The organism is Streptomyces sp. NPDC007872 (genome assembly GCF_042868165.1).
Taxonomy (GTDB): domain Bacteria; phylum Actinomycetota; class Actinomycetes; order Streptomycetales; family Streptomycetaceae; genus Streptomyces.
This window is the reverse complement of record NZ_JBIAEA010000010.1, coordinates 246057-268347: the sequence shown is the minus strand read 5'-3', so window position 1 is coordinate 268347 and position 22291 is coordinate 246057. Positions and strand designations below refer to the sequence as shown.

The 22291-nt window shown below is 70.1% G+C and carries 20 protein-coding genes and 2 tRNA genes; 11 read left to right on the top strand and 11 right to left on the bottom strand.

From position 1 onward, the window contains the following. The first annotated feature begins 6 nt into the window (after positions 1-6). Positions 7-1044 (top strand): glycosyltransferase, encoded by a 1038-nt coding sequence (locus ACFYNX_RS29920; protein WP_388665789.1) that lies wholly within the window; start codon positions 7-9, stop codon positions 1042-1044. Here ACFYNX_RS29920 and ACFYNX_RS29915 read toward each other — a convergent pair. After that, a complete protein-coding gene (locus tag ACFYNX_RS29915; RefSeq protein ID WP_388665787.1) occupies positions 1041-2087 on the bottom strand; it encodes a phosphotransferase in 1047 nt (348 codons plus the stop codon). The two genes, ACFYNX_RS29920 and ACFYNX_RS29915, sit on opposite strands and share 4 nt — an antisense overlap. Before the next feature lie 161 nt (positions 2088-2248). Here ACFYNX_RS29915 and ACFYNX_RS29910 point away from each other — a divergent pair, with 161 nt between their 5' ends. Continuing rightward, complete coding sequence (locus ACFYNX_RS29910) at positions 2249-3217, top strand: FAD-dependent oxidoreductase (RefSeq protein ID WP_388665785.1); 969 nt, start codon at positions 2249-2251, stop codon at positions 3215-3217. After that, entirely contained in the window at positions 3214-3750 is a 537-nt protein-coding gene (locus ACFYNX_RS29905; RefSeq protein WP_365684422.1) for a flavoprotein, read from the top strand. The genes ACFYNX_RS29910 and ACFYNX_RS29905 overlap by 4 nt, the downstream gene beginning before the upstream one ends. Before the next feature lie 110 nt (positions 3751-3860). Here the strand turns inward: ACFYNX_RS29905 and ACFYNX_RS29900 are convergent, their stop codons facing one another. From ACFYNX_RS29900 to ACFYNX_RS29880, 5 genes are all read right to left on the bottom strand, one after another. Continuing rightward, positions 3861-5534: a relaxase/mobilization nuclease domain-containing protein gene (locus ACFYNX_RS29900; RefSeq protein WP_388665783.1), complete on the bottom strand. Its 1674-nt coding sequence runs from the start codon at positions 5532-5534 to the stop codon at positions 3861-3863. After that, positions 5535-5981, bottom strand: coding sequence for a plasmid mobilization relaxosome protein MobC (gene mobC / locus ACFYNX_RS29895; protein WP_388665781.1), 447 nt, complete (start codon positions 5979-5981; stop codon positions 5535-5537). It abuts the gene before it with no gap. A 240-nt stretch (positions 5982-6221) separates the two neighbouring features. Continuing rightward, positions 6222-7034, bottom strand: a complete 813-nt coding sequence (locus tag ACFYNX_RS29890) for a DUF2637 domain-containing protein (RefSeq protein ID WP_388665779.1) — start codon at positions 7032-7034, stop codon at positions 6222-6224. Between the two features lie 108 nt (positions 7035-7142). Continuing rightward, the gene (locus tag ACFYNX_RS29885; protein ID WP_388665866.1) at positions 7143-7844 is read right to left on the bottom strand and encodes an ATP-binding protein; all 702 of its coding nucleotides are present in this window, start codon (positions 7842-7844) and stop codon (positions 7143-7145) included. After that, positions 7841-8728, bottom strand: a complete 888-nt coding sequence (locus tag ACFYNX_RS29880; RefSeq protein WP_388665864.1) for a hypothetical protein — start codon at positions 8726-8728, stop codon at positions 7841-7843. Before ACFYNX_RS29880 ends, ACFYNX_RS29885 begins: the two co-directional genes overlap by 4 nt. 53 nt (positions 8729-8781) lie before the next feature. Between ACFYNX_RS29880 and ACFYNX_RS29875 the strand changes: the two genes are divergently transcribed. From ACFYNX_RS29875 to ACFYNX_RS29865, 3 genes are all read left to right on the top strand, one after another. Next, on the top strand, positions 8782-9495 hold the full coding sequence (locus tag ACFYNX_RS29875; protein WP_388665777.1) for a helix-turn-helix domain-containing protein: 714 nt from the start codon (positions 8782-8784) through the stop codon (positions 9493-9495). Positions 9496-9597: 102 nt separating this feature from the next. Further along, complete coding sequence (locus ACFYNX_RS29870) at positions 9598-9804, top strand: helix-turn-helix domain-containing protein (protein WP_388665775.1); 207 nt, start codon at positions 9598-9600, stop codon at positions 9802-9804. Between the two features lie 189 nt (positions 9805-9993). Further along, on the top strand, positions 9994-10953 hold the full coding sequence (locus tag ACFYNX_RS29865; protein WP_388665773.1) for a tyrosine-type recombinase/integrase: 960 nt from the start codon (positions 9994-9996) through the stop codon (positions 10951-10953). Between the two features lie 29 nt (positions 10954-10982). Here the strand turns inward: ACFYNX_RS29865 and ACFYNX_RS29860 are convergent, their stop codons facing one another. Both ACFYNX_RS29860 and ACFYNX_RS29855 read right to left on the bottom strand, forming a co-directional pair. Further along, positions 10983-12458, bottom strand: coding sequence for a UvrD-helicase domain-containing protein (locus ACFYNX_RS29860; RefSeq protein ID WP_388665771.1), 1476 nt, complete (start codon positions 12456-12458; stop codon positions 10983-10985). Next, positions 12445-14571, bottom strand: a complete 2127-nt coding sequence (locus ACFYNX_RS29855) for an ATP-dependent endonuclease (protein ID WP_388665769.1) — start codon at positions 14569-14571, stop codon at positions 12445-12447. Before ACFYNX_RS29855 ends, ACFYNX_RS29860 begins: the two co-directional genes overlap by 14 nt. A gap of 587 nt (positions 14572-15158) precedes the next feature. Here ACFYNX_RS29855 and ACFYNX_RS29850 point away from each other — a divergent pair. Together ACFYNX_RS29850 and ACFYNX_RS29845 are read left to right on the top strand one after the other, a co-directional pair. Continuing rightward, positions 15159-16895 (top strand): fatty acyl-AMP ligase, encoded by a 1737-nt coding sequence (locus ACFYNX_RS29850; protein ID WP_388665767.1) that lies wholly within the window; start codon positions 15159-15161, stop codon positions 16893-16895. Positions 16896-17028: 133 nt separating this feature from the next. Then, positions 17029-17637 (top strand): DNA-binding response regulator, encoded by a 609-nt coding sequence (locus ACFYNX_RS29845; RefSeq protein ID WP_388665765.1) that lies wholly within the window; start codon positions 17029-17031, stop codon positions 17635-17637. A 34-nt stretch (positions 17638-17671) separates the two neighbouring features. On the opposite strand, the gene ACFYNX_RS29840 is transcribed toward ACFYNX_RS29845, so the two are convergent. After that, positions 17672-19129: a sensor histidine kinase gene (locus tag ACFYNX_RS29840; protein WP_388665763.1), complete on the bottom strand. Its 1458-nt coding sequence runs from the start codon at positions 19127-19129 to the stop codon at positions 17672-17674. Between the two features lie 498 nt (positions 19130-19627). Between ACFYNX_RS29840 and ACFYNX_RS29835 the strand changes: the two genes are divergently transcribed. Continuing rightward, complete coding sequence (locus ACFYNX_RS29835) at positions 19628-20494, top strand: AfsR/SARP family transcriptional regulator (RefSeq protein WP_365549994.1); 867 nt, start codon at positions 19628-19630, stop codon at positions 20492-20494. A gap of 206 nt (positions 20495-20700) precedes the next feature. Here the strand turns inward: ACFYNX_RS29835 and ACFYNX_RS29830 are convergent, their stop codons facing one another. Beyond that, complete coding sequence (locus ACFYNX_RS29830; RefSeq protein ID WP_365541899.1) at positions 20701-20874, bottom strand: hypothetical protein; 174 nt, start codon at positions 20872-20874, stop codon at positions 20701-20703. Between the two features lie 46 nt (positions 20875-20920). Further along, positions 20921-21925 (bottom strand): bifunctional lysylphosphatidylglycerol flippase/synthetase MprF, encoded by a 1005-nt coding sequence (locus ACFYNX_RS29825; protein ID WP_388665760.1) that lies wholly within the window; start codon positions 21923-21925, stop codon positions 20921-20923. Between the two features lie 175 nt (positions 21926-22100). Here ACFYNX_RS29825 and ACFYNX_RS29820 point away from each other — a divergent pair. Together ACFYNX_RS29820 and ACFYNX_RS29815 are read left to right on the top strand one after the other, a co-directional pair. Further along, positions 22101-22184 (top strand) — tRNA-Gln (locus tag ACFYNX_RS29820). Between the two features lie 10 nt (positions 22185-22194). Next, positions 22195-22278: transfer RNA gene (locus ACFYNX_RS29815), tRNA-Gln, on the top strand. Positions 22279-22291: the final 13 nt, after the last annotated feature.

Here is a 22291-nt window from a genome sequence, read left to right as displayed (position 1 = left end):
CCGCCGGTGCCCACCGCCCTCTTCGCCTGGCGCCGCACCCCACCTCCCTTCCTCATCGGAGGCGCCGAGGTCACCCAGCAACTCCTCGCCGAAGAACTCGCCGCCGCCGGCTGGCGCGTCACCTACCTCGGCTCACACGAGGCGCCGTGGGACGGAGCCACCCAGCTCCCCGACATGCGCGCACATCTCCACAGGCATCGCGTCCCGTACGACGAAGCGAACGGCTCCCTGCGCTACCGGTGGAACGGGGTCGAGTGCGCGGCGTTCATGCAGAACAACGTGGAGCACGCACTGGCCAGCCTCCTGGGGGAACTCAGCCCCGACGTCGTGTTCACCGCCCAGGAAGGATCAGCGAAGTTGGCCGAACTGGCGACGCCGACCACCCTCGTCGCCGGCCTGCTCCACTCCGTCTCCGCCACCGGCCTGGGCGTGCTCGCCGGCCGTCCGCACTACGGGCTGGCCGTGTCGAAGTTCGTCCGCGACCGGGCACCCCACCCGCCCGGCACCCGCATCGACGTGGTGTACCCGCCGTTCGCCCGCCCACGACCGGCTACGGACACGGACAGGGAGCGGCCCCCGGCCGTACTCATGATCAACCCCATCCCCGCCAAGGGCGCCGAGCTGCTGCACCACCTCATCCGCCTCATGCCGGAGCAGCCCTTCACCCTGGTCGAGGGCTGGTGGGACACCTCAGCCGACTTCGCGGCCTATCCGAACGTCACGTATGTGCCCCGTGTTTACGACATGGAGCCGCTGTACGGTAGCCACCGCCTGCTGCTGGTCCCGTCCACGGTGGAAGATGCGTTCCCCCGCGTGATCGTCGAGGCCGCCCTTCACGGCGTCCCGACCATCGGTACGAACCGGGGCGGGATCCCCGAAGCCATCGGCGACGCCGGAATCGTCCTGCCCGCCACCGCCGGCCCCGAGGCGTGGGCGCGAGCGATCCGCGACGTGGACCGCGAAGCGCTGGGGGAGTTGGCGCGGACCAGAGCGGCACGTTTCACCCGCCCGTGCCTCCCAGAGCTCCGGGAACTGGGGATCTAGAGAGCGCCGCCGAACGCCCGCTCCACCTCGTCGAGTCGCTTTGTCCACCAGTGGAGGAGCGCTTCGTCGGCGATGAACAGGTCGTCGCAGGAGTGGTCACCCCGGTCGTAGTGGAACTCGAGCTGCCAAAAGTCTGTCATCCGCTTCCACCACAGGCGACGTGCGGAGTCGAGCAGCGCGGCCGGCTCCAACGGGATCACCGACCGGTAGCCGCTCACGAAGGCCGCCACCCGCTCCAGGCCGAAGACGCCCTCTACCCCGAACTGCACCTGTGCCGTCCGGACGACCTCCTCGGCGTACGGGCGGACGCCCAGCCGGTCCCAGTCCAGGACGGCCGTCAGATCGCCGTCGGCCCAGAGGAGGTTCCGGTACTGGAAGTCGCCGTGCGTCCAGCCGTACGGCCCTGCGGGAACGTCTCCCTTAGGGCGCAGGGCCGCGTACTTGGCGAGCAACACCCGACGCTTGGCGAGGGCGTCGAGCGCCGCCGCGTCGAAGGAGTCGCCCGAACCGTGGGCCCGCGCAGCAGTGGCGAGCCGGTCGGCCTTCTCCGACGCCCGTTCCGGCGTGACGACGTCCGCGGTGAGACTGTCGGGAACAGCGGGGAGGACTCCGGTTTCGGCGGCGTGCCCGAGCGCCAGGTGGAGCTCGGCGAGGACTGCGCCGAGCCGCCGCACCTGAGCGACGGGGAGGTCAACGCCACGAACGTGCGCTCCTCGGGCCCATGGGAACAGGCAGTACCCGCTCCCACCGACCTCGACCACGATCCCACCCGACGAGCCCACCACAGGGACGATCACCGGAATGCCGGCCTCAGCCAGGGCTGGCAGCACGGCAAGATTGCGGCGCAACCTGTCGAGCGGCACATCCGTGACCCGCTTGAGAGCGAAGGCCCCGCGCGGCGTGTCCAGCTGCCAGTTCACGTTCATGAGGCCGTCGGTCAGGTGACGCCAGTCGACGACGTCCCCGAGGTCGAACTCTTTGATCAGTTCCGCAAGATCATGGGAGGGAAGGCGGTGCCTGCTCGCCACATGCGCGTTGGTCACCTTGGCGACGATACGTGAGCAGGGCACCCGGGTGCACAAGGATCACCGCGCGGTGTCAGAGACCCAGGGCAGTGTGTACCCGCACCGTCTCGCCGCGCCGATGGCAGTCGATTTTCTCGGTGTGCCTACGGCGTCGGAGCGTGACCTCTAGGGTCAGAGACGTGACCGCAGGGGAGCGCGTTGTCGTTGTCGGTGCTGGGGTGGCGGGTCTCACCACCGCCGTCGTTCTCGCCGAGGCCGGAGCCTTGCTGCACGTGATCGCCGAGCAGGTGCCGGGCGTCACGTCACTGGCGGCCGGGGCGATGTGGGGGCCGTACCTGGTCGAGCCGAAGGACAAGGTCGACCAGTGGGGGCGCCGGTCCCTGGAGATCTTCCGCCAGCTGGCGGAGGACCCGTCCACGGGCGTCCGGCTCACCAGTGGCATCGAGGCGTCCCACACGGCCGAGGCGCCGCCGGACTGGGCCACCACCCTGCCCGGCTTTCGGCCGTGTGAGCTGGCCGAACTGTCGGCCGGGTTCTCGGTCGGCTACCGGTTCACGGTGCCGCTGATCGACATGCCCACCTACCTCGCCTACCTCCTGCGCCGGCTCGACGTTGCTGGAGGAACGGTCGAGCAGCGGCGCCTGGCCTCGCTCGCGGACGCCGGCCCTGCTGCCGTGATCGTCAACTGCACGGGCCTGGGTGCCAAGGATCTGCTCCCGGACCCTGGCGTTCGTCCCATCCGCGGCCAGCACATCGTCGTCACCAACCCGGGGCTCACCGAGTTCTTCTCCGAGGACACCGGCCTCTCGCCCAACCTGCTGTGCTTCTACCCTCACGGCGACACCGTCGTCCTGGGCGGCATCGCCATCGACGGCGAAGGCGACCTCGGCCCCGACGACAAGGCGGCGGTCGGCATCCTCACCCGCTGTGCCGAGGTCGAACCTCGTCTCGCCCAGGCCCGCATCCTGGAACACCGGATCGGCGCCCGACCGACCCGGGCCCGGGTCCGGGTGGAAGCAGAGCGGACGGAGGACGGCACCGTGGTCGTGCACAACTACGGGCACGGAGGCGCCGGTGTCACCCTCTCGTGGGGCTGCGCCGAGGAAGCCGCAAGGCTCCTGACCGCGGACAGGGAAGACGGGCAGTGAACGACCATCCGAGGAAGCCCTTCCTCTACGTCGTCGTCTGCGCCGCCGGCATCGCGGGCGACGCACACAAGCTGATCACCGCCGCGCAAGAGCAGAGCTGGGGCGTCGGCGTCATCGCCACACCCCAGGGCCTCGGCTTCCTCGACACCGAGGCGATCGAGGCCCAGACCGGCTACCCGATCCGCTCGGCCTGGCTCAGTCCCGGCGACCCGCGCCCGCTCCCGCCTGCCGACGCCATCGCCGTCGCGCCGGCCACGTTCAACACGATCAACAAGTGGGCCGCCGGCATCGCCGACACCCTCGCGCTGGGAATCCTGTGCGAGGCGTACGGGATCGGCATCCCGACGGTCGTCTTGCCGTACGTGAACGCAGCCATGGCCACACACCCGGCCTACGGCCGGAACCTGGACCAGCTGCGGGAGATGGGCGTGCTGGTCGGGTCGTACGAGCCGCACCGGCCCAAGGCGGGCGGGGGAGCGGACCGCTTCCGGTGGGGGGAGGCGTTGGAGCTGCTGGAGGGCAAGATCGACTGAGCGTGATCCGGTCTACCTTCTCAGCATCGGGGCGAGTGGGCGCCGAAGCGGAACGCGAGCGATTTTCACCCAGTGAGCATGCGGATGCGCTGCTCGCGGTGGGGTCTGCGTCAACGGCTCCTTGGAAGGGAGTCTGACTGTGCCGCCCTGGGCGTGAGTGTGGCGGGACCAGGCCGAACTCCGCCTACTGTCTTGTCGTGCGGCAGCCTGTCGACGGCCAGATCCGGAAGGCGCCTGAGGCGCCAGATGAGGACTTCGGTGAGGCTGGTGGCGGTACCGAGTTCGCGGTGGCGGGCGGCTTGGGCGAGGAGTGCGGCGGGGTCGACGTGACCGGCTGCCGTGGCGTCGTTGAGGGTGGCGGCGAGGGCGGGCCAGGCAGGTTCGGCGAGGATTTGCTCGGCCAGTTCGGGCAGCGCTCGGCGCACCGTGGCGGCCTGCCGTTCCACGATCGGTCGGGTGAGGCGCTGACCCCGGTGGTGGATCACGGCCACAGTCTCTGCGGCTGCGGTCCTGTAGGCGACATGGAGGTGCTCGGCTGATCGTCGGGCGGCTTCGGCCTGCTGGGTGTGGTTGCGGATGCGGTGCCAGTGCTGGGCGGCGATGACCGCAAGGAGGAGGGCGTCGAGTACGGTCGCGAGGAGGGCTCCGTCCCTGGGCGGGGGCACGCGCAGGATGGCCTTCACCGCTCGTCGTGTGGCCTGGGTCTGCTGATGGTGGGCGCCAATGCGGGAGCGGCCGGCGCACTCGAACGCCGTGGCTGCCTGCACCAGCTGGGCTTGGAGGCTGACAGGTGCGACCAGGGGGAGTGCGTCGAGGACTTCGGCGAGGACGGCGATGTGAGCCTGTCCGGCCTGGTCCTCGCCATGGTCGAGGTAGTCGGGCGTCCGGTCGACGGCGATGGTGAGTCGTCGCCAGGCCGGGGCTTCGGTCTGGTTGGCAGGCGGTGCTTCCGCGGTCGTGAGGCGTTCGGCGATCTTGGGGTAGGAGAGGTCGGCGGCGAGGGTGGAGCCGGAGAACCACACCGGATCGCCTTGGGCGTTGGTGTCGCCGTCGAGGGCGACCTTGTAGCCGCGGACGTCCCCGGAGGGGAAGTACTGGACGTCGATGAGGGCGTCGGCTCCCTCGACGAGGTGGAAGAACTCCTCGGTGGTCGTGGCCGCCGAGACGGCGGTGCGGACGATGGTGCGCAGGTGCTCGCGGGAGGTCCGGGTGTTCCCGGTGCGGCGGGCTTTCTCATGCTCGGCGCGGGTGGGGCGCTTGGCGGCGGTGCGGTCTCCGCGCGGGACCTGGCGGAGCCCGTACTTCTTCTCGATGGTGACGAGTTCCTTGTCGGCGCGCAGGAAGTCGTTCCAGTTCCTCGGCGGGCGGAGGTCGCCTCGGACCTTGGTGGCGACGATGTGGATGTGGTCGTCGGCGTGGCGGACGGCGACCCAGCGGCAGGCGTCGGGGTCGTCGGCCGGGGCGATGCCGGTGGCGTTGAGGACGCGGCGGGCGATGGTGGCCCACTCGTCGTCGGTCAGGTGGCGGTCTTCGGGGGCGGCGCGGATCGAGCAGTGCCAGACGTGGTTCTTCGGCGCCTTCGGGCCGGCCTGCTTGACCCGCAGGTCGAGGACGTCGGCGAGCTGGGCGAGGGTGGCGTCGGGGTCGCGGCCGGGGTCGGGGGCGAAGCCGTCCCATGAGGCGACGAGGTGGGGGTCGGTGTGTTCGTTGGCGCGGCCGGGCCCGTAGAGGTAGTTCAGGACGCCCCGGGTCTTGTGGCCGGGCTTGACAATGTTGGCGATCAATCAGGCCGCCCGGCGGTTCGTGGCAGTCACGTCGGCGGCGGTGTCGACCGCCGAGACCGCCTGCTGCACCGCCGCTACGAGCTGGCGGGCCTTGGCGAGGACGGCGGCGTCCACAGGATGTGCCTCGCCGCCGACGTTGAGCCGGTGGGCGATCTGGTTCGCGTTCGTGCCGATCCTGGCGAGCTGCGTACGCAGCGCGGCGTACTCATCGATCAGGTCGTCGGCGGTGGTGCGCTGGTCGGGCAGGGCGAGGTCGCCGTTCAGGTGGGCCATGACGATGGCGCCGACGAGGTGCGCGCCGGCCAGGTTGTGGCGGCGGGCTTCGGCGAGGATCGCCTGCTTCTCGTCGATGCTGTAGCGGACGTCGACACGCTCTCGACGCTGCACGTCCTGGCGGGCGCGGCGGCGGGCGACTCGGTGCAGCGCGGCCTCGTCGGCGGCACGCACGCCCCCTGGCTCCGGTGCGCCCTCGCGCCGGGGACCTGCCTCCGCCACCCCCGGGGCGGAGGCTTTCGCGTGGGACCGGCCCTTGGACGGTCCAACGCCATACCTTGCTCCGCCCGGGGCCGGGTTGGTGGCCACCAACGGCTGGTTGGTGGGGGCCTCGGTGTGGCTGTCGTGCATCAGGGTGTTCCTTCGGAGTGAGTGCTGGAGGGGCGCCCGTGTAGGCATGGGGTGACAGGAGTGTCAGGCGGTGGCCGCCAGATTCTTGGTGGTGGCCGCTTCTTCCAGGACGGTGTCGGCGGCCTTCTGGGCCCGGGCCCTGTCGACGGTGTAGCCCTGGGCACGGGCGGTGCGCTCCAGGTCGGTCCGGCGGACGGTGCCGGTCTCGTAGCGCATCTGGCGGGCGAGCTCCAGGAGGTACGCGTCAGGGGCGCTGGCCTTGCGCCCGCCAGGTTTTGGCGTCGCTTTCCTCGGCGGTGTGGCGGTGGCGGGAGGCGGCGCCGTGGCGGTCGTGGCGGGGGAAGCCGGTGCGGCGGGCGGCTTCGGCTCTGGCGTGGCGGTCGGCTGCACCAGGCGCTGCTTAGCGGGTATGGCGGTGGCGGCGGACTTGGCAGCGGGCGGTGGCGGTCCGCCACTGGGTGCCTTGGCGGTTGGCGGTTCGGCCGCCATCGCCTTGTTGGCGGCGAGGTGGCGGTTGATGACGAGGTAGAGGTGGACGGCGCCGGCGAGGGCGAGTGGGGCGATGGCGGACAGGGCGCCGACGGTGGCGTTGTTGAGGTGGAGGCGGGCCTGTTCGTTCAGGCGGATGGCGTGCAGGGCGTTGGCCCAGATGCTGGCGCCGGTCGCCAGGGTGACGAGCGTCCACACGTACAGGCGGGAGCGGAGAGGGGCGGTGCGCAGGATGAGCAGGGCGGTGACGCCCAGCGCGATGAAGCCGTCGATGACGAGGGGGAAGAGGTAGGTCAGCGGTCCACTGATGTGGGCGGCGACGGCCATTTGCCGCAGGGCGTCGTAGGAGAGGACGAAGCCGACGGCGGCGATCAGGGTGATCCCCATGAGGAGGGGACGGCCTCGCCGTTCGAAGGCGGGGCGTATCGGGACAGGGGAGGGCAAGAGCAGGAATCTCCGGTGTGGTGCAAGGGGGCGGGATGGGCGCTGTCGGGGTCAGGCGACGGGCTTCTGACGGCGGCGGTCCTCGCCTTCGAGGGTGACGCGCTCGGTCATCTGGGCCAGGCGAGAGGCGACGCGGTCGCCGAGGGCCGCCCGCAGGGCGTCGGTGGTGAGATTGCTGGTGATCAGGGTGGGGCGCAGGTGCTCGTACCGGTGGTTGATCAGCCGGTAGGTGAGCTCCTCGGTCCACTCGCTGGTCTTTGCCGCGCCGAGGTCGTCCAGGAGCAGCAGCGGGCAGCGCATCAGGCTCTGCAGGTCACGCTCGCTGTCGAAACCGGGGCGTGGGCGCAGGCGGGCGTACAGGTCAGCGGCGGTGACGGCTTCCCAGCGCAGGCGGACCCCGGCGGCCAGCAGGGTGCGGATCGCGCCGTATGCCTGGTGGGTCTTGCCGGTGCCGGTCGGGCCGACGATCCGCAGGGAGGGCCCCTCCGCGATGCCCGGTGCGCCGCCGGGGCCGGGGCGTCCGGCGCGGGCGATCGCGTCCGCCCAGGCGGTGACCTGGGGATGGTTGGCGAGGGCGTGGCGGAAGCGGGCGGGGATGCGGGCTTCCGCCTGTTGCAGTGCGGTGACAGGTTCGGGCGTTGGCTCCTGGGCGGCTGCGTCGGGGGCGATGCCGCGCTGGGCCAGGATGTCGCCGAGTCGGCCGGTGATCCGGGCGGGCTGCTGCGGATCGCGGGTGAGGGTGGAGGTGGTCAGAGGTCGCCTCCGTAGGCAGCGGCGGTGTCGGCAGGGTTGGTCCACGGCTGGTGGGCAGCGGCGGCCGGGGCGGCGTTCATGGCCTCGTGGACGAGGCTGGGCAGGGTGCTCGGGTGCAGGCCCTTGGCGCGGTGGCGGGCGAGGCCGGCGCGGATGTGGTCCGGCGAGATGCCCTCGGCGAGGAGCTTCTTCACCTCGCGGCCGAGGTGGCTGAGCACGTCCTGCGGCGGGCGGTGGGGGCATCCGGCGGCGTACTCGCCGATCAGGTCCTTCGTCGAGTCCGAGTCGGGCGCGGGGGCGCTTGCGCCCCCCAACGGGGTAGATCCTAGATCCCTGTTCCTAGGTCCTAGATCCGGACGGTGAGGGCTCACGGAGGGCTCGGCGAGCCCTCCGTGCGGATGCGATGAGTGCTCACGGAATCGGCTCTGACCTGCGGATTCGTAGTTCACGGAGGGCTCCTTGAGTCCTCCCTGACGACTCGCGGAGGACTCCACAACAGCTCCCTGCGTCTGCGGTGAGGGCTCGCGCGGAATCCCGAGATCGTGGTGCGGGCACGGGGGAGTGCGGACGCCGCTGGGTCGGTTGATCTTCTGGTGCTTGGCGAAGGTGACGATGTGCAGGTACCGCTTGCCGTCCCCGCCCTCGTACCGGCAGATCAGCCCGGCGCCGTCGAGCTGGATGAGGTCGTCCTCGACCGCCTCCGGGCCGTGCTCGCGGCGCAGCGACCACAGTTGGCCGGCGACGACGGCGGCCTGGTCGCGGAACCGGCCCTGGTCGTCGGCCTGGGTGAGCAGCCCGAAGAAGGTCCGCTCGGCGGACAGGGACACCGCCGCGAGGGACTCGGACGAGAACGCCTCGGGCTTGATGGTGCGGATACGGGCGATGGCGATCGACCACCTTTCAGGAGAGGCCAGGGGAATCCGGCGGCGCCGGGTGCATGGCCAACACAGCCACACCTGGTGCGCAGAAGTCCAGACTTTGCGCTGGAATTCGGTACAGCCCGTCGGCATGCCGCGTCGGCGAGTCCCGCAACTGTAGGGCCGGATTCCCGGTCACCGAAATCGCCGCCGGAAATTGCCGCGTGATTCGCATCGCTCACGGCAGACAGGAATACCCTTCCGGACCGGCCGGCGCGCAAGCTACAACACCACCCATGCCGCCACGCCCCCTCGCCATCGGACCCGCCGGACACGCTGCCGCCCACGCCATCGAACGCACCCGCACCGCCCGCGGCTACTCCCAGCGCCAGCTCGCCGCCCGCGTCACCACGCTCGGCCGGCCCATGACCTTCACCGCGCTCTCCCGCATCGAACGCACCGTCCGCCGCTGCGACATCGACGACCTCGTCGCCATCGCCACAGCCCTCGGAATCGCCCCGCAGAACCTCCTCGCCGGCCCCCTCATGCCCCCCAGGGGAGGCCGGGGTGGGCGAAATATAGCCGACGATCCCCGGTTAGCGAAACCGGGGATTCTCCGGATCATTGGGGGTCCCGGAACGCCTGTCGTGCCGGTCCCTGCCAGAAGTCTGCCCACATCCCCAGAGGACGCCTTACTTGATCCGCCTACGCGCCGATTTCAGGTTCCCTGCCGCGCACACGTAGTCCCGCTCGTTTTCTCTTCTGCTCCGCTCGGAGATTCCGGCCGTACGTAGATGACCTATTCGGCGATCGCGCAGCAACTGCTGGGCTTGTTGCCCCCGTCCCAGGTAGATCTCTTAATTCTCGTCGCTCTTTCTCCCGCAAAGGAACCGCCTATGGCCCCGCGCCTGCTGTCCATACCTGCCGTTGCCGCAGCCCTGGACGTCGACCGCCGAACGGTCTACCGCTTCATCGCCTCCGGCGAGCTGCCCGTCGTCGACCTGCGCACAGGACCGGCTCGCTCTCGCGTCCGCGTCCCCGCCGCGAGCCTGGACGACTTCATCAACAGCAGGGCGGTCGCGCCGCCGGTGCGCCGCCGCTGACCAGGACCAAGCCCGTCCGTACGAGAAACAGGAAGGACCGGAACCACGTACCTCCGGAAGCTGAAGTCCGGCAAATGGCAGGCAACCGTCCGCAACCGGGCTGGAGACCGGTTCAGCGAGTCGTTTCCCCTCAAGGCGCAGGCCCGCGCCTGGGGTACAGATATGGAGACCCAGTTCGCCCGCGGAAGCATGAGGGACCCCCGAGCGGGCGAGATGGCGTTTCACGAGTGGCACGCCCGCTGGTGGCAGGCCCGCGTCGTCGAGCTCCATACGCTGCGCGGGGACGCCTCCAGCATCAAGAACCACGTGCTGCCCCACTGGGCCGACTGGGAGATGCGGGCCATCACCCGCATGGACGTCCAGAGCTGGATCCGCGGATTGGTCGAGAAGGGGGTCGGTGCCTCGGCGATCAAGAGGGCGTACAACCTGCTGTCGTCCATCATGCGTGCGGCCGTCGACGACGATGTCATCGCGGTCAGCCCCTGCCGGAACATCGACCTGCCGCAGATCGCGATCAGGCCTCCGCAATGGTTCACCCTCGATCAGGCGCAGAGCATCGTCGACGAGCTCCCGGCCCCATGGCGCACCATGTGCCTGCTTGGCTTCTACACGGGCCTGCGCTGGGGCGAACTCGCCGGCCTGCACCGCCATCGGATCGACCAGCGCCGTTCCCGCCTGTTCGTGGTGGAGGTCAACTCCAAGAGCGGCATCAAGGAGTACCCCAAGAGTTCGAGGAGCCGCCGGGAGGTTCCGCTCCCGCCGCACGTCCTGGACGCCCTCGAACGACACATCTACCCGCTCGACCGTGACGCCCTGGTCTTCACCACCGTCACCAAGGGCCGCGCCGGTCGTCGGCTCGACGACGGCAACTGGCGCCGCCAGACCTGGTGGCCGGCCATCGAGAACGCCCACTACTTCGACACCGACGGGGAGCAGCTCCCTGTCCCGCACTATCCGCCGCACTCCATGCGCCACACCTGCGCCTCGTGGCTCGTCCAGAAGGGAGTCTCGCTCTACGAGGTCCAGCACCTCCTCGGCCACGAGAGCTTCCAGACCACCCAGCGCTACGCCCACCTGCAGCCGGACGCCCACAAAGCCGTACTCGGGGCGTGGGAACGCCTGGATGTTCCGTTGACCATTGCTGCGTAACTGGGCGAAGTCCTGGGCGGGATAGGTTTCTAGCTGACGAAGGTCTTCCGCTTGGCCCGGGTCAGGGCTACGTAGAGCTTGCGGTGTTCTTCGTTGTCGGGCGTGAGGCCGTGCCTCAGTGTCTCTCGCTCCGGGTCCGTGAGAAATACGCCGACGGTGTCCCACTCCCGGCCCTTGGCCTGATGCGCCGTGAGGCCTGGGACGATTTGAACTGCAGAGGTTTGCAGGCGAGCTCTCATTTTCTCCAGTCGGTCGGTGTGGACGGGAGCTCGCCTTCTTGGCAGAGGTCGATCGGTCTCGCTGGCAATGACAGTGTTGAGGGAAGACCAGACTTCGGCTATGTCCGTTGAGCCCGCGAGGTCGTTGACGATGGATTGGAGCGGGGAGCGGAGGCGCTGCGCGGCCTCGTGGTCAATGCGCAGTGTGGTGAGGGCATCGTTATGGAAGGCTGCGTTCTCCCCGAACATCCGCTGGGTGATTTCGCTGAGTAGCAGGGTGCAGGCTGCTTCGTGGATGTTGGCTGCAGCCGACCCAAAGGCGAGCGGCAGGATATGGGGGCCGGCCTCCCACAGGGGTTTCCACTGCAGGGCAAGGAGGACGTTCAGGTCGTCAGACTGCTCTCGGGGAAGGGTTACACCCTGTCCTGCTCGTAGCCGGTCAGCCAACTGAGTTTGCTGTTCGCTCTTCCAGCGGAAGGAGGTGTTGAGGTTGCGCTGGATGAAGTCGGCTTCTTTGACCAGAACGGGCACTTGCTCAGGTCGGGCGCCTCGGAAGCCGTAGAGGGCTTGCCAAGGATCGCCGACGAGTGTGACCTCAAGGCCTGCATCGGCGACAAGGCGTACTAGGAACAGGTCGAGGGCGTTGGCGTCGAAGACCTCGTCGACGATTAGGGCCCGGGAAGTTTCTGCGAGGCGATCGAGCACTATGCCGCGGACGCTGGGGGTGGCCAAGGCGGATTCGAGAAGGTGGCGTATGGCCTCATGCGTGCAGTACCCGTCGGCCAAGGCGTTGCGAACGTCTGCGTTTTTGGGTCTGCTCGCTTTCTTCGTCTGCTTTACGGCCTTTGTAACGACCTCGCCTGCGTCCAGGACCACGATGGGATTCCAGTCCGTCCAGCGCGTGGGTAGCAGCACCCCCCAGTGGTCGATGACCGTGAGGTGCCGATGCCCAGCGGGCCACCGGACGTGCCCGGTATGCAGAAGGTGAGTGAGCAGGTCGCACACGATGGTGTCGAGAGTGACGACGCGGTGCGGAAAAGAGAGGGCGCTCGGGCCCCAACGGCTGAGCACTCGCTCGCGAAGTTCGGAGGTGGCAGAACGGGTGAAGCTGACGGCTATGACTGCGCGTGGATCTTTGCCGAGGAAACGATGCACTCCGAAACGCTGGGCGGCCACGGTGGTCTTGCCAGAGCCCGGGGCCGCCTCGATGTAGAGGCGACGGTGGGGAGTTCCGGCTGCGACCTGCTGTTCAGTGCTCAGGCTGCGGGTGACGTCAGCGCCGGTCACGGTCCGTCTCACCCCCCAGGTCCACTCCCAACGCTTCGAGGGCCGAGGTGCCCCCTGCGCTCGGGCCGGTGTCGGCAGGTGTAGCTGGACTCGATGGCCAAAATCCGGCGGGGACGGGTGCCGTCAGCTCGGTAGGACTGCTGGGGGTGGCATTGGAAGAGGCAGAGAAGGGTGGCTGAGAGGGCGGATTCCCTCCATCCTCTGCGTCTGCTTCCTCGGGCTCGTCTGTGTCCTGGAGCTCTGGAGAGTGTGGAAACAGAAAGTCGAACAGGCGGCTGAGATGGTCTGGAACATGGACCGGTTCGCCGTTTTCGACAGCCTCGGCCAGGAGAAACGTCAGCGCATCGGCGAAGGCCGCCTTCTTCTTCGCATGCGGTCCTGCTGGTACGTCGGGAGCGCCGTCCTTTCCCTTTCGACGGCTCTTGAACAGGTCGTGCACCGTCTGTGGAGTGATCTGTGTGACGGAACTTGCACCGATCTCCGTCAACGCGGCCACGATGAGCCCCTCGTTGCCTTCGGTGATGGACGGCTCAAGAGTCGGGTGACTGATGAAGGCCTGGACTACAGACGGATCGTGGTCCACCAGCCAGTCGGGCTGGAGCGGTTGTTCTTCGAAGGGCTTGTCGCTGTCGCGCAGCACGGCTAGCCGGGTGCAGATTTCCTCCCCTTTCGTCGCCAGAAAACGGGAGGTCCATGGCCCTACCTTGGTCCCGACGTACATGATGCTGAGGGCTTCAATGAAGGCCCTCTTCGCTTCGTCCGAACCAGCCCAGGCCCTGCCGAAGTCGCGGAGGATGGCTGCCTCTGTGACGCCTTCGACTACTACGAGCCGTTCGCCAAACAGAGCGGCCGAGCGGCTCGCGTCCATGTGCAAGCGGGCCATGCGCAGTGTATTCCTGCGGTCCTTCATCTGGATCTTGGCGATCGGGCGACATACGCGTCGTCCGTCCGGTGCGCGGCGGAGCACGACAAGGTCTTCGGGGTCGCAGGATGTGATGATGTCGGTGGCATGACTGGAGAGGACTACCTGCAGTTCCGGACGATCGCGCACTGTTCTACGCAGGTAGCGCACCAAGGCGTGCTGCAACTGCGGGTGGAGGTGGGCTTCCGGTTCCTCGATGACCACGGTGGCGTGGAACGGGGCTCGCGAGAAGAAGGAGTCTGCGTCGGATTCGGCTTCCGCCGCAGCCTGTGTGCTGCGCTCCCGCGCCGCTTCTTCTTCGTCCGCAGGCGCCAGCTCACCAGGTGCGATGTCGGTCAAGGATGCTTCTCTTGCCGCAGCGCGCGCGGTGGAGTCGGGGATCGCGGCCAGCGTGACGGCCATGTGAAGCAGGTTGACGTAGCCTAGGCCTGAGACTTCCAGCGGGCGGGCCGAGGCGCGGCCTTCGATGACAGCGAGCATCAGCTCCAACACCCGTGCGAGGTAGGTGTCGTCGATAACTTGCCCCCGCACGTATGGCCACTGCTGCTGAACGCCCGCGGTGAGGGACGTTAGGTGGTTGCTGATGCGTTCCTCGACGGCTTCAATGAGTCCGTCCTTGGCGAGGTTCTCTAGAAACTGGGAGGCCTTCACCCGCAGCGGCACCAGGTTGCGGGTGCCGTCTACGCGTTCCTGTTGAGCACGCAGCAGCTCGATGAGGATCCGAGTCTCGCGACGGGCCAACTCATCCAACGGATGGCGCCAGGCCGGCAGGTAGATGAACTTGAAAGCGTCTGTACCCAGGCCCGGCTGGACTATTCGGTTACGGTCGATTTGAGCACGGACTGTTCCCAGGTTGCGCTGGAATCCGCTGAACCACTGCTGTGCGACGCTGCCAGCGGAGCGGTGGTACAAGTCACGGATCTGCTGTCCTAGCGGGCCCTCGGTGCCCGCGTGCTCCAGGGTGTACTGCACCTCGACGCCCTGAGCATCACCTGTGCCGAGCACGGCTGAGCTCGGCCTGGGCAACAAGGGAAAGCGGCTGGTGTGCGCCATGTACAAGGAATCGGTGATGGTGGTCTTTCCGACGCCGTTGGCCCCGATCAGAACGCTGAAGCGTCCTGGCAGATGACACTCAATTTCCCCCTCGGCGCTCGCTCTCAGTCCAGAGACCTTCAGACGACTCAGATACATCGGACCCCCCTGGCCGCGACGACACAACCATCTCCATCATCCCTGCTACCACCGACATCCCTCACCTCCCAGCCGTCACTGTGTGGCGGCTCACTGCTTGGTCGCGGGGCCGCAGTCGCGTACCAACCCGACCAGTTCCTGGTGCAGGGCACTCGGGGCTTTCCCAAGGGAGGGTTTCATCCGCCAGTGACGCTCGTTTGACGCTGTGGCCTCCTCGTCGTCGATAGATGAGGCGGAAGAAGCGCCTCTGACCTGCTCTTTCTCCGGTTCTCAGGCCTTGCGACCTCTTCCCTATGACGCACCACGTGGAGTGCGTGGCGATCCTGGAGCCGGTGAAGTAAGGGCTCCGAACCGCGGTTCCGTGCGTGTGGTCGGTGGGGGAGCGGAGCTTCTCCGGTGGGAGGAGACGCTTTCGGCGCCAGGTCAGGAGGCGCGTCACCGGCAAGGGGGGCGGTCGATCGAGTGGAGGCGCCTTCGACGTGAGGGGCGGTCGGGGCGGAGCCGTTCCCCGTTCAAGCCGGGGTCGAGCGGGGACCGGCAAGGTGGGCGGTCACACGCACGGCGGCCGCACCACGGGGGATGGACAAGTGAACACCGTACGCACCCTGCCCGACCTCATGATCCAGCGGGCCGAGCGGGAGCCGGACGGGGTGGCGTACTCCCTGCTCGACTGGGTGCCCCGGGAGGGCGGCGGGGAACGGACGCGGGTCCGGCGGATCACGTACGGCGGGCTGGACCGGGCCGCCCGGCGGCTGGCCGGCCGGCTGCTCGACCGCCGGCTCGGCGGCGAGCGGGTGCTCGTCCTCCAGCAGCGGCCCGAGCTGTTCATCGTCTCGCTCTTCGGCTGCCTCTACGCCGGTGCCGTCCCCACCCCCTGCCCCGTTCCCGAAGGCCGACGCAGCGCCGACGAGCGGGTCCTCAGCATCGTGCAGGACGCGCAGGTCTCCCTGCTCCTCACCGATCGGAAGCGGGCCGTCGACGTCTCCCGTCTGGTCGCGGCGGTGGGCCGCGCCGACATCCCCTGTCTGGCGCTCGACGACACCGCCGCGCTGCCCTCCGCGACGGACCTGCGGCCGCTCCCGGCGGACCCGGACGCGGTCGCGGTGCTCCAGTACACCTCGGGCTCGACGCGGGAACCGCGCGGCGCCCGCCTCACCCACCGCAACCTCCTCGCCAACCAGGAGGAACTGGTGGCGCTCCTCGGCACCGGACCCCACGCGCGCGTCGGCGGCTGGCTGCCCTTCCACCACGACATGGGGCTGTCCGGGCAACTGCTCCACCCGCTGTGGCTCGGCACCACCGGAGTGCTCATGTCCACCGCCGACTTCACCCACAGCCCCGGCCGGTGGCTCCGGGCGATCGGCGAGTACGGAGTGACCGTCAGCGGCGGTCCCGACATCGCGTACGAGCTGTGCACCCGCAAGGTCACCGAGGAGGAGCTCGCCCGGCTCGACCTCTCGGGCTGGCAGGTCGCCGTCAACGGTTCGGAGCCCGTCCGGGCCGAGACCATGGAGGCCTTCGCCGAGCGGTTCGGGCCCGCCGGCTTCCGGCCGAGTGCCTTCGTCCCCGCGTACGGCCTGGCCGAGAGCACCCTGCTCACGGCCGGGCGCCGGGCCGGTGCGGACGGGCCGCCCAGGCCCTTCCCCGTCGACCTCGGCCTGCTGGAGCTCGGACGGCTGGCCCCGGCCGCCCCCGGCCGGCCGGCCCGCGCCCTGGTCGGCAGCGGCACCCCCGTGGTGCCCCACAACGACCTGCGGATCGTGGACCCCCGCACCCTGCGGGTGCTGCCCGAGGACGAGGTCGGGGAGATCTGGATCCGCGGCCGGAGCGTCGCCGACGGCTACTGGAAGCGACCGCTGGAGACCCGGGAGACCTTCGGCGCGGCCACCGCCGACGGCGAGACCGGCTTCCTGCGCACCGGCGACCTCGGCGCGCTGCACGACGGGGAGCTGTACGTCACCGGTCGGATCAAGGACATGATGGTGCTGGCCGGGCGGAACGTGTACCCCCAGGACGTCGAGCACCGCGTGCAGCAGCTCGGGGAGGTGTACGGCGCCTGCGCGGTGTTCACCGCCGAACCGGACGGGGACGAGCTGGTCGTGGTGCAGGAGGTGCGGACCGGACGCCCCCACGGGCCGGACCCGGCCGAGCTGGAGCGGGAGGTGCGCGCCTGCGTGACACGGGAGTTCGACGTGGCCGCCGTGCGCGTGGTGCTGGTCCGGCCGGGCACGGTGCGCCGGACCTCCAGCGGCAAGATCCAGCGGCACGTCATGCGCCGACTGCTCCGGTGCGGGCGGCTGCTGCCGCTCAACGCGCCCGGCTGACCCTCCGGGTCTCTCCACCAGGCCGGCGGACCCGCTCGCCAACGGAACTTCCTTTCAAGGTGGTTGGCCGAGAAGATACGATTGACCGGTGCCGGGGATCACCGGGGGCTCGGCATCCGGCCGAAGGGAACGCATGATCCGCGTGCTGCTCGCCGAGGACATGCACATGGTGCGCGGGGCGCTCGTCGCCCTGCTGCGACTGGAACCGGACATCACGGTGGTGGCCGAGGTCGAGAACGGTGACCAGGTGGTTCCCGCGGCCCTGGAACACCGGCCCGACATCGCCGTCCTCGACGTCAACCTGCCCGGCACGGACGGCCTGACCGCCGCCGGCATGCTCCACCAGCTCCTGCCGTCGTGCGGCACGCTCATGCTCACCAGCCTCGGCAGGCCCGGCATGCTCAAGCGGGCTCTGCTCATGAGGGTGTCCGGATTCCTGCTGAAGGACGCTCCGCCGGAGCAACTCGCCGGCGCCATAAGGAAGGTGGCGGCGGGAGAGCGGGTCGTCGACCCCGAGCTGGTGCTCTCCGCCTGGGACCACACGCAGAGCCCGCTGACGTCCCGTGAGACGGAAGTGCTGCAACTCGCGGCGCAGGGAGCACAGGTGAGCGAGATCGCCCGGGCCCTGTCCCTCTCGGCCGGGACCGTCCGCAACTACCTGACGACGATCGTCAGCAAACTCAACGCCCGCAACCGCGTCGACGCCATCCGCATCGCGCAGGAGGCGGGCTGGCTCCTCTGAGCCGTCCGCGCCGCGGCCCCCGCCGTCGCGCCCGTCACCGCTCGGTCGGCGAGGTCCGGAACGCCGGGACCCAGCCCGGGTCCTCCCGGCCGCCCGGCCGGTCGCACGGTGCCGCGGCACCGCGCGGCGCCCGCCCGGGCTCGCCCCGCCGCACCTCCTGCTCCGGCCGCCGCCACCGTCCTTCGTACCCCCCGGGCCGCCGCGGTCCCCGCCGCCCGTCCCCGGCGCGGTGGTCACCGGCCCGGTCGTCCGGCGCGGGCTCCCCTCCGCCCCGGGCGGGGCCGGCCTGAGGTGCTCCGCCCGGGACGTGACCGTTGCGGACGGTCCGGTCGTCCTCCGGCAGGCCGGACGGGGGCCGACCGCAGCCGGTCCGGTCTCCGTCGGTGCCGTCGGTGTCGTCGGCACGGGTCGGGCGGTCGTCGGAGGCGTCCGGGACCTCGGCCGTCACCTCGAAGCGGCCCCCGGCCCGGCGGACGGCGGTGAGGACGCCGCCGACGGCGGACAGCCGGGCCTCCAGGTTCGTCAGGCCGTAGCCACCCGGGGCGTCCGCCTCCGGGAGGGCGGGGCGGTCCGGGGCGTCCGCCGGCCGGAGGGCAGGGGCCGGACCCACGCCGTCGTTGACGACCCGCAGTCGTACGCGCCGGTCCACCCGTTCCAGGTCGATCGCGCAGTGCCGCACCTCGCTGTGCTGGAGCATGTTGGTCACCGCCTCGCGCAGCACGATGGAGAGGACGGTGCCGGTCCGGCCCTCCGGCAGGGCCGTCGAGGCGCGTACGTCCACCTCGAGCGAGGCGGACCGGAGCGTCTCCACGCACGTCTCCAGGGCGAGGGCGAACGGCAGCGACTGGTAACCGCACGCCGTGCGCCGCACGTCGGCGAGGGCGTTGCGGGAGGTCGCGAGGATCGACGTCAGTTCCTCGTGGATCCTCTCGTGCCGGGGCGGGACGTGCCGCAGCGCCACCTCGGTCCTGAGGGTGATCGCGGAGAGGCTGTGGCCGAGCAGGTCGTGCAGGTCCCGGGCGAACCGCCGGCGCTCCTGGGCCACCGCGCCGTCCAGCCGCACCCGTGCCCGGCGCAGTTCGGACGTCAGCCGGGCCACCCGGCCGGCGGCGTAGAGCGCGAGGCCGGTGACGAGCGCCGCGGAGGCGGTGGAGACCGCCGGGAGGGGACCGCCGTGCCGGGCTCCCACGATCAGCAGATCGCCCATCAGCACCGCCGAGAAGACGTGCCATTTCAGCCGTGGGGGCAGCAGCAGGAGGACCGAGGCGCCGAGCAGGTCGCCGGCCGTCTCCCAGGAGTTTCCCAGCCAGGGGAGCGGCGCGTAGGTGAGCAGGACCTGGGTGGAGAGGGTGACGCTCCGGAACAGCCGCTCGCCGCCGCCCGTCCGGGGCCGTACGTGCAGGACCTGCAGCGTACAGAGGAGGGCGAAGCACGTGACGTACAGCGTCAGTTGGAGCGGACGGGCTCCGGGCGTCCAGATTCCGACCGCCACCCGGGCGAGGGATCCGGCCAGTACCGCGTACAGGAGGCAGGAAGCCGAGCGGGGTGACGGCACTCTTCCGGCGGGTCCGGAATCGGCCCTGCCCGTATGCGGGTCATCGCTCGTGGTCCTTTTCTTACCGTTCATCGCAACCCCCGTCACAATGCGAACAGATGAGCGCGGACAGCATACGTACGCCCCTGTGCACCGGAGAAAGGTCTTCTTTTCGACGGGCTGTTTTCGGCCTGCTACGGACCGTGAGCGACGGGGTCCCCCTCGCCCGGGGCGACGGACCGGAAAGGGAGTCCGTCACGGACCGGACGTGTTTTCCTCATGTCCTCCGGAGGGGATTCTCCCGCCCGAGTGACGACGCCCTCACTGGCGTGAAACGGCGACGCCTCCCAGGCTGGACGTGCTGTGTCCGGTGCCGCGCCCCCCAGGGGGCCGCGGTCCACCAGGGCCGGGCAATCCGCCAGGCGTGACCAGTCAACGGAGGGAGGCGGATCAACGGTGCAGATCGAGCTCCTCGGTCCGTTCGTCGCACAGGAACAGCACGGGTCCATCGTCCCCAGCGCCGCCAAACCGCGGCAGATCCTCGCCCTGCTCGCCCTGCGCGCGGGCGGCGTCGTCACCGCGGCGACGCTGATGGAGGAGGTCTGGGGGGACCGGCCGCCGCGCAGCGCGCCGACCACGCTCCAGACGTACATCCTGAAGTTGCGCCGGCTCCTGGAGCGGGCGCTGGCCGCGCCGCACGACCACCCGCCCGTCGGCGCGGCCGACCCCCACCTGCGCGCGAAGGCGGTGCTCGTCACCCGCCACGGCGGTTACCAACTGGACATCGACCCCGGCGCGGTCGACACCCAGGAGTTCGAACGGCTCCACGAGATCGGTCAGGCGGCCTTCGCCGCCGGGGACTTCGCCGCCGCCTCCACCCTGCTGGGACAGGCGCTCGCCCTGTGGCGGGGCCCGGCTCTGGTCGACGTCCGGACCGGCCTGGTGCTGGAGATCGAGGTGCTGCGGCTGGAGGAGGCGCGGACGGCCGCTCTGGAGAGCCGCATCGCCGCCGACCTGCGGCTGGGGCGGCACAGCAGGGTGCTCGGCGAACTGGCCGCGCTCTCGGCGCAGCACCCCCTGCACGAAGGGCTGCACGCGCAGTACATGGCGGCGCAGTACGCCTCGGGCCGGGTCTGGCAGGCACTCCAGACCTACCAGCGGCTGCGGCGCACGCTGGACCTGGAACTCGGCATCCAGCCGAGCGCCCCCGTCCGGCGCCTCTACGAGTCGATGGTCGCGGCCGACGTGACCCCGGACGTGTCGCCCGCTCTCCTCCCCGGCGTGCCGCCGCAGGCCGGGCGGACCCTGCGCTCGGCGGTCTGAGCCGGTCGCCGGTACGGACGACGAGGCGGCGGGCCCCGGGGGGGGGGCCCCGGGGGGGGGGCCCCGGGGGGGGGGCCGGGGGGGCCCCCCCCCGGGCCGCGGGGGGGGCCCCCCCCGGGCGGGCCCCGCCCGACGAGGCGCCGGCCCCGGGAGGAGTTCCCCGGGGCCGGCGCCTCGTCGTCCGTACCGGTCTCGACCGCCCGCGGTCAGCGGGGTGCCGCCGCCTCGTCGGCCAGCCGCGCGTCGAGGGTGCGCAGGGTGACGGCGGCCGTCTCGGCCGTGGGCACGTCGTCGGGAGCGCCGATCATCGCCATCAGCGACTCCACCAGTGCCTTCCTGAGTTCGTCGGTGGAACGGGGGTCCCGGGCGGCGATCGTCATGTGGTCCTCCTCGGTCGTCCTCCCCGGCGGGCTCGCCGGTGGAGCGTCAGAACGCGTTGCAGGCACGGAAGATGTGGGCGAAGCCGGCGAGGGACGCGGGTCCGTCGAAGGCCACGTACTCGGGCAGCGTCGCGTGCGGGGCCCACTTCTCCTTGTAGTCCAACTGGGTCCGGGCCGGGTACAGGGCGGCGCCCTCGGCCCACAGGAAGTGCATGAGCCACTGGAACGACGGGCTGTGTCCCGGGAGTTCGTTCTCCTCGGCCAGGCCGGTGAACGGGGTGAAGCCGAAGTGCAGCCACTCCACCCCCTCGGCGGCGAAGGTCTCGACCGCCGCGGCGTTGATGGCCTCCATCAGTCCGGGCGAGCCGCCCGGGACCCGGCGGCTGAGGTCGTGCATCCAGCCGCTCCGACTGCCGTAGACGGGTGAGTACGAGATGTAGCTCACCGGTTCGCCGTCGATGCTGCCGACGAAGAGCCGGCGCAGTTCCTGCGCGGGGCCGCCCACCTGGCCCACCAGGAACTCCAGGGGGCGTGCGTGCTCGCCCTTCGACCCCAGCCAGGCGCGGTCGATCGTGGCCAGTGCCTCCTCGCACTCGGACGCGGGCACCTCCTTGACGACCAGGCCGCTGCGCAGGGCGCGCGAGATCTTGTTGCGCAACTGCATGAAGCGGGTCCCCCGCAGGGTGAACTCGGGCAGGTGCACCGCCCAGGAGGCGCCGATCTGGTTGACCGTGAAGCCGGCCTCCCGGTACAGCTCGGCGTCGGCCCGCTGGAGCTGCACGGCCACCAGCTCCCGCTCCTCCTCGCGGGCCTGCGCCCGGAGGCCGGCGAGCAGCTCGCCGTAGGCATCGGGGGCGGCGAACGGGCCCCCGAACTGCACCAGGTGCCGCCCGGTCCGGCGGAAGACGGCCACACCGTCGACCCCGGGGAGTGTGAAGAGGTCGTTCCCGGTGTTGAGCGCCAGGAACGAGCTCGGATTGTCGGCCCGGGTGTGTGTCCGGATGGCCCGCAGGACACGATCGTCCAGGCGCGTTGCGCTTGTCGTCGACACGGTGGTCCTTTCCAGGTGACGCGGCTTGTCCCGGGGAAGTAGAGCATCGCCGAATAGAGCGGCGGTGGAGCGGATCCGGGTCCTCGGAATGGCGTCAGGGAAGCGTCAGCGTGCCGTCAGCGGGGCCTGGCACAGTCATTCCTGTGAGCGGGACGGGAAACCGGAACGAACACAGGGAGAGGTGCCCGGAGTGGTTTATCGGGGACCGTCTGACGGTCGGGTCTTCGGGCCCGCGCAGGTTCGAATCCTGCCCTCTCCGCGTAGTTCTTGGAGAGGTGCCCGGAGTGGTTTATCGGGGACCGTCTGACGGTCGGGTCCTTGGGCCCGCGCAGGTTCGAATCCTGCCCTCTCCGCGTAGTTCTTGGT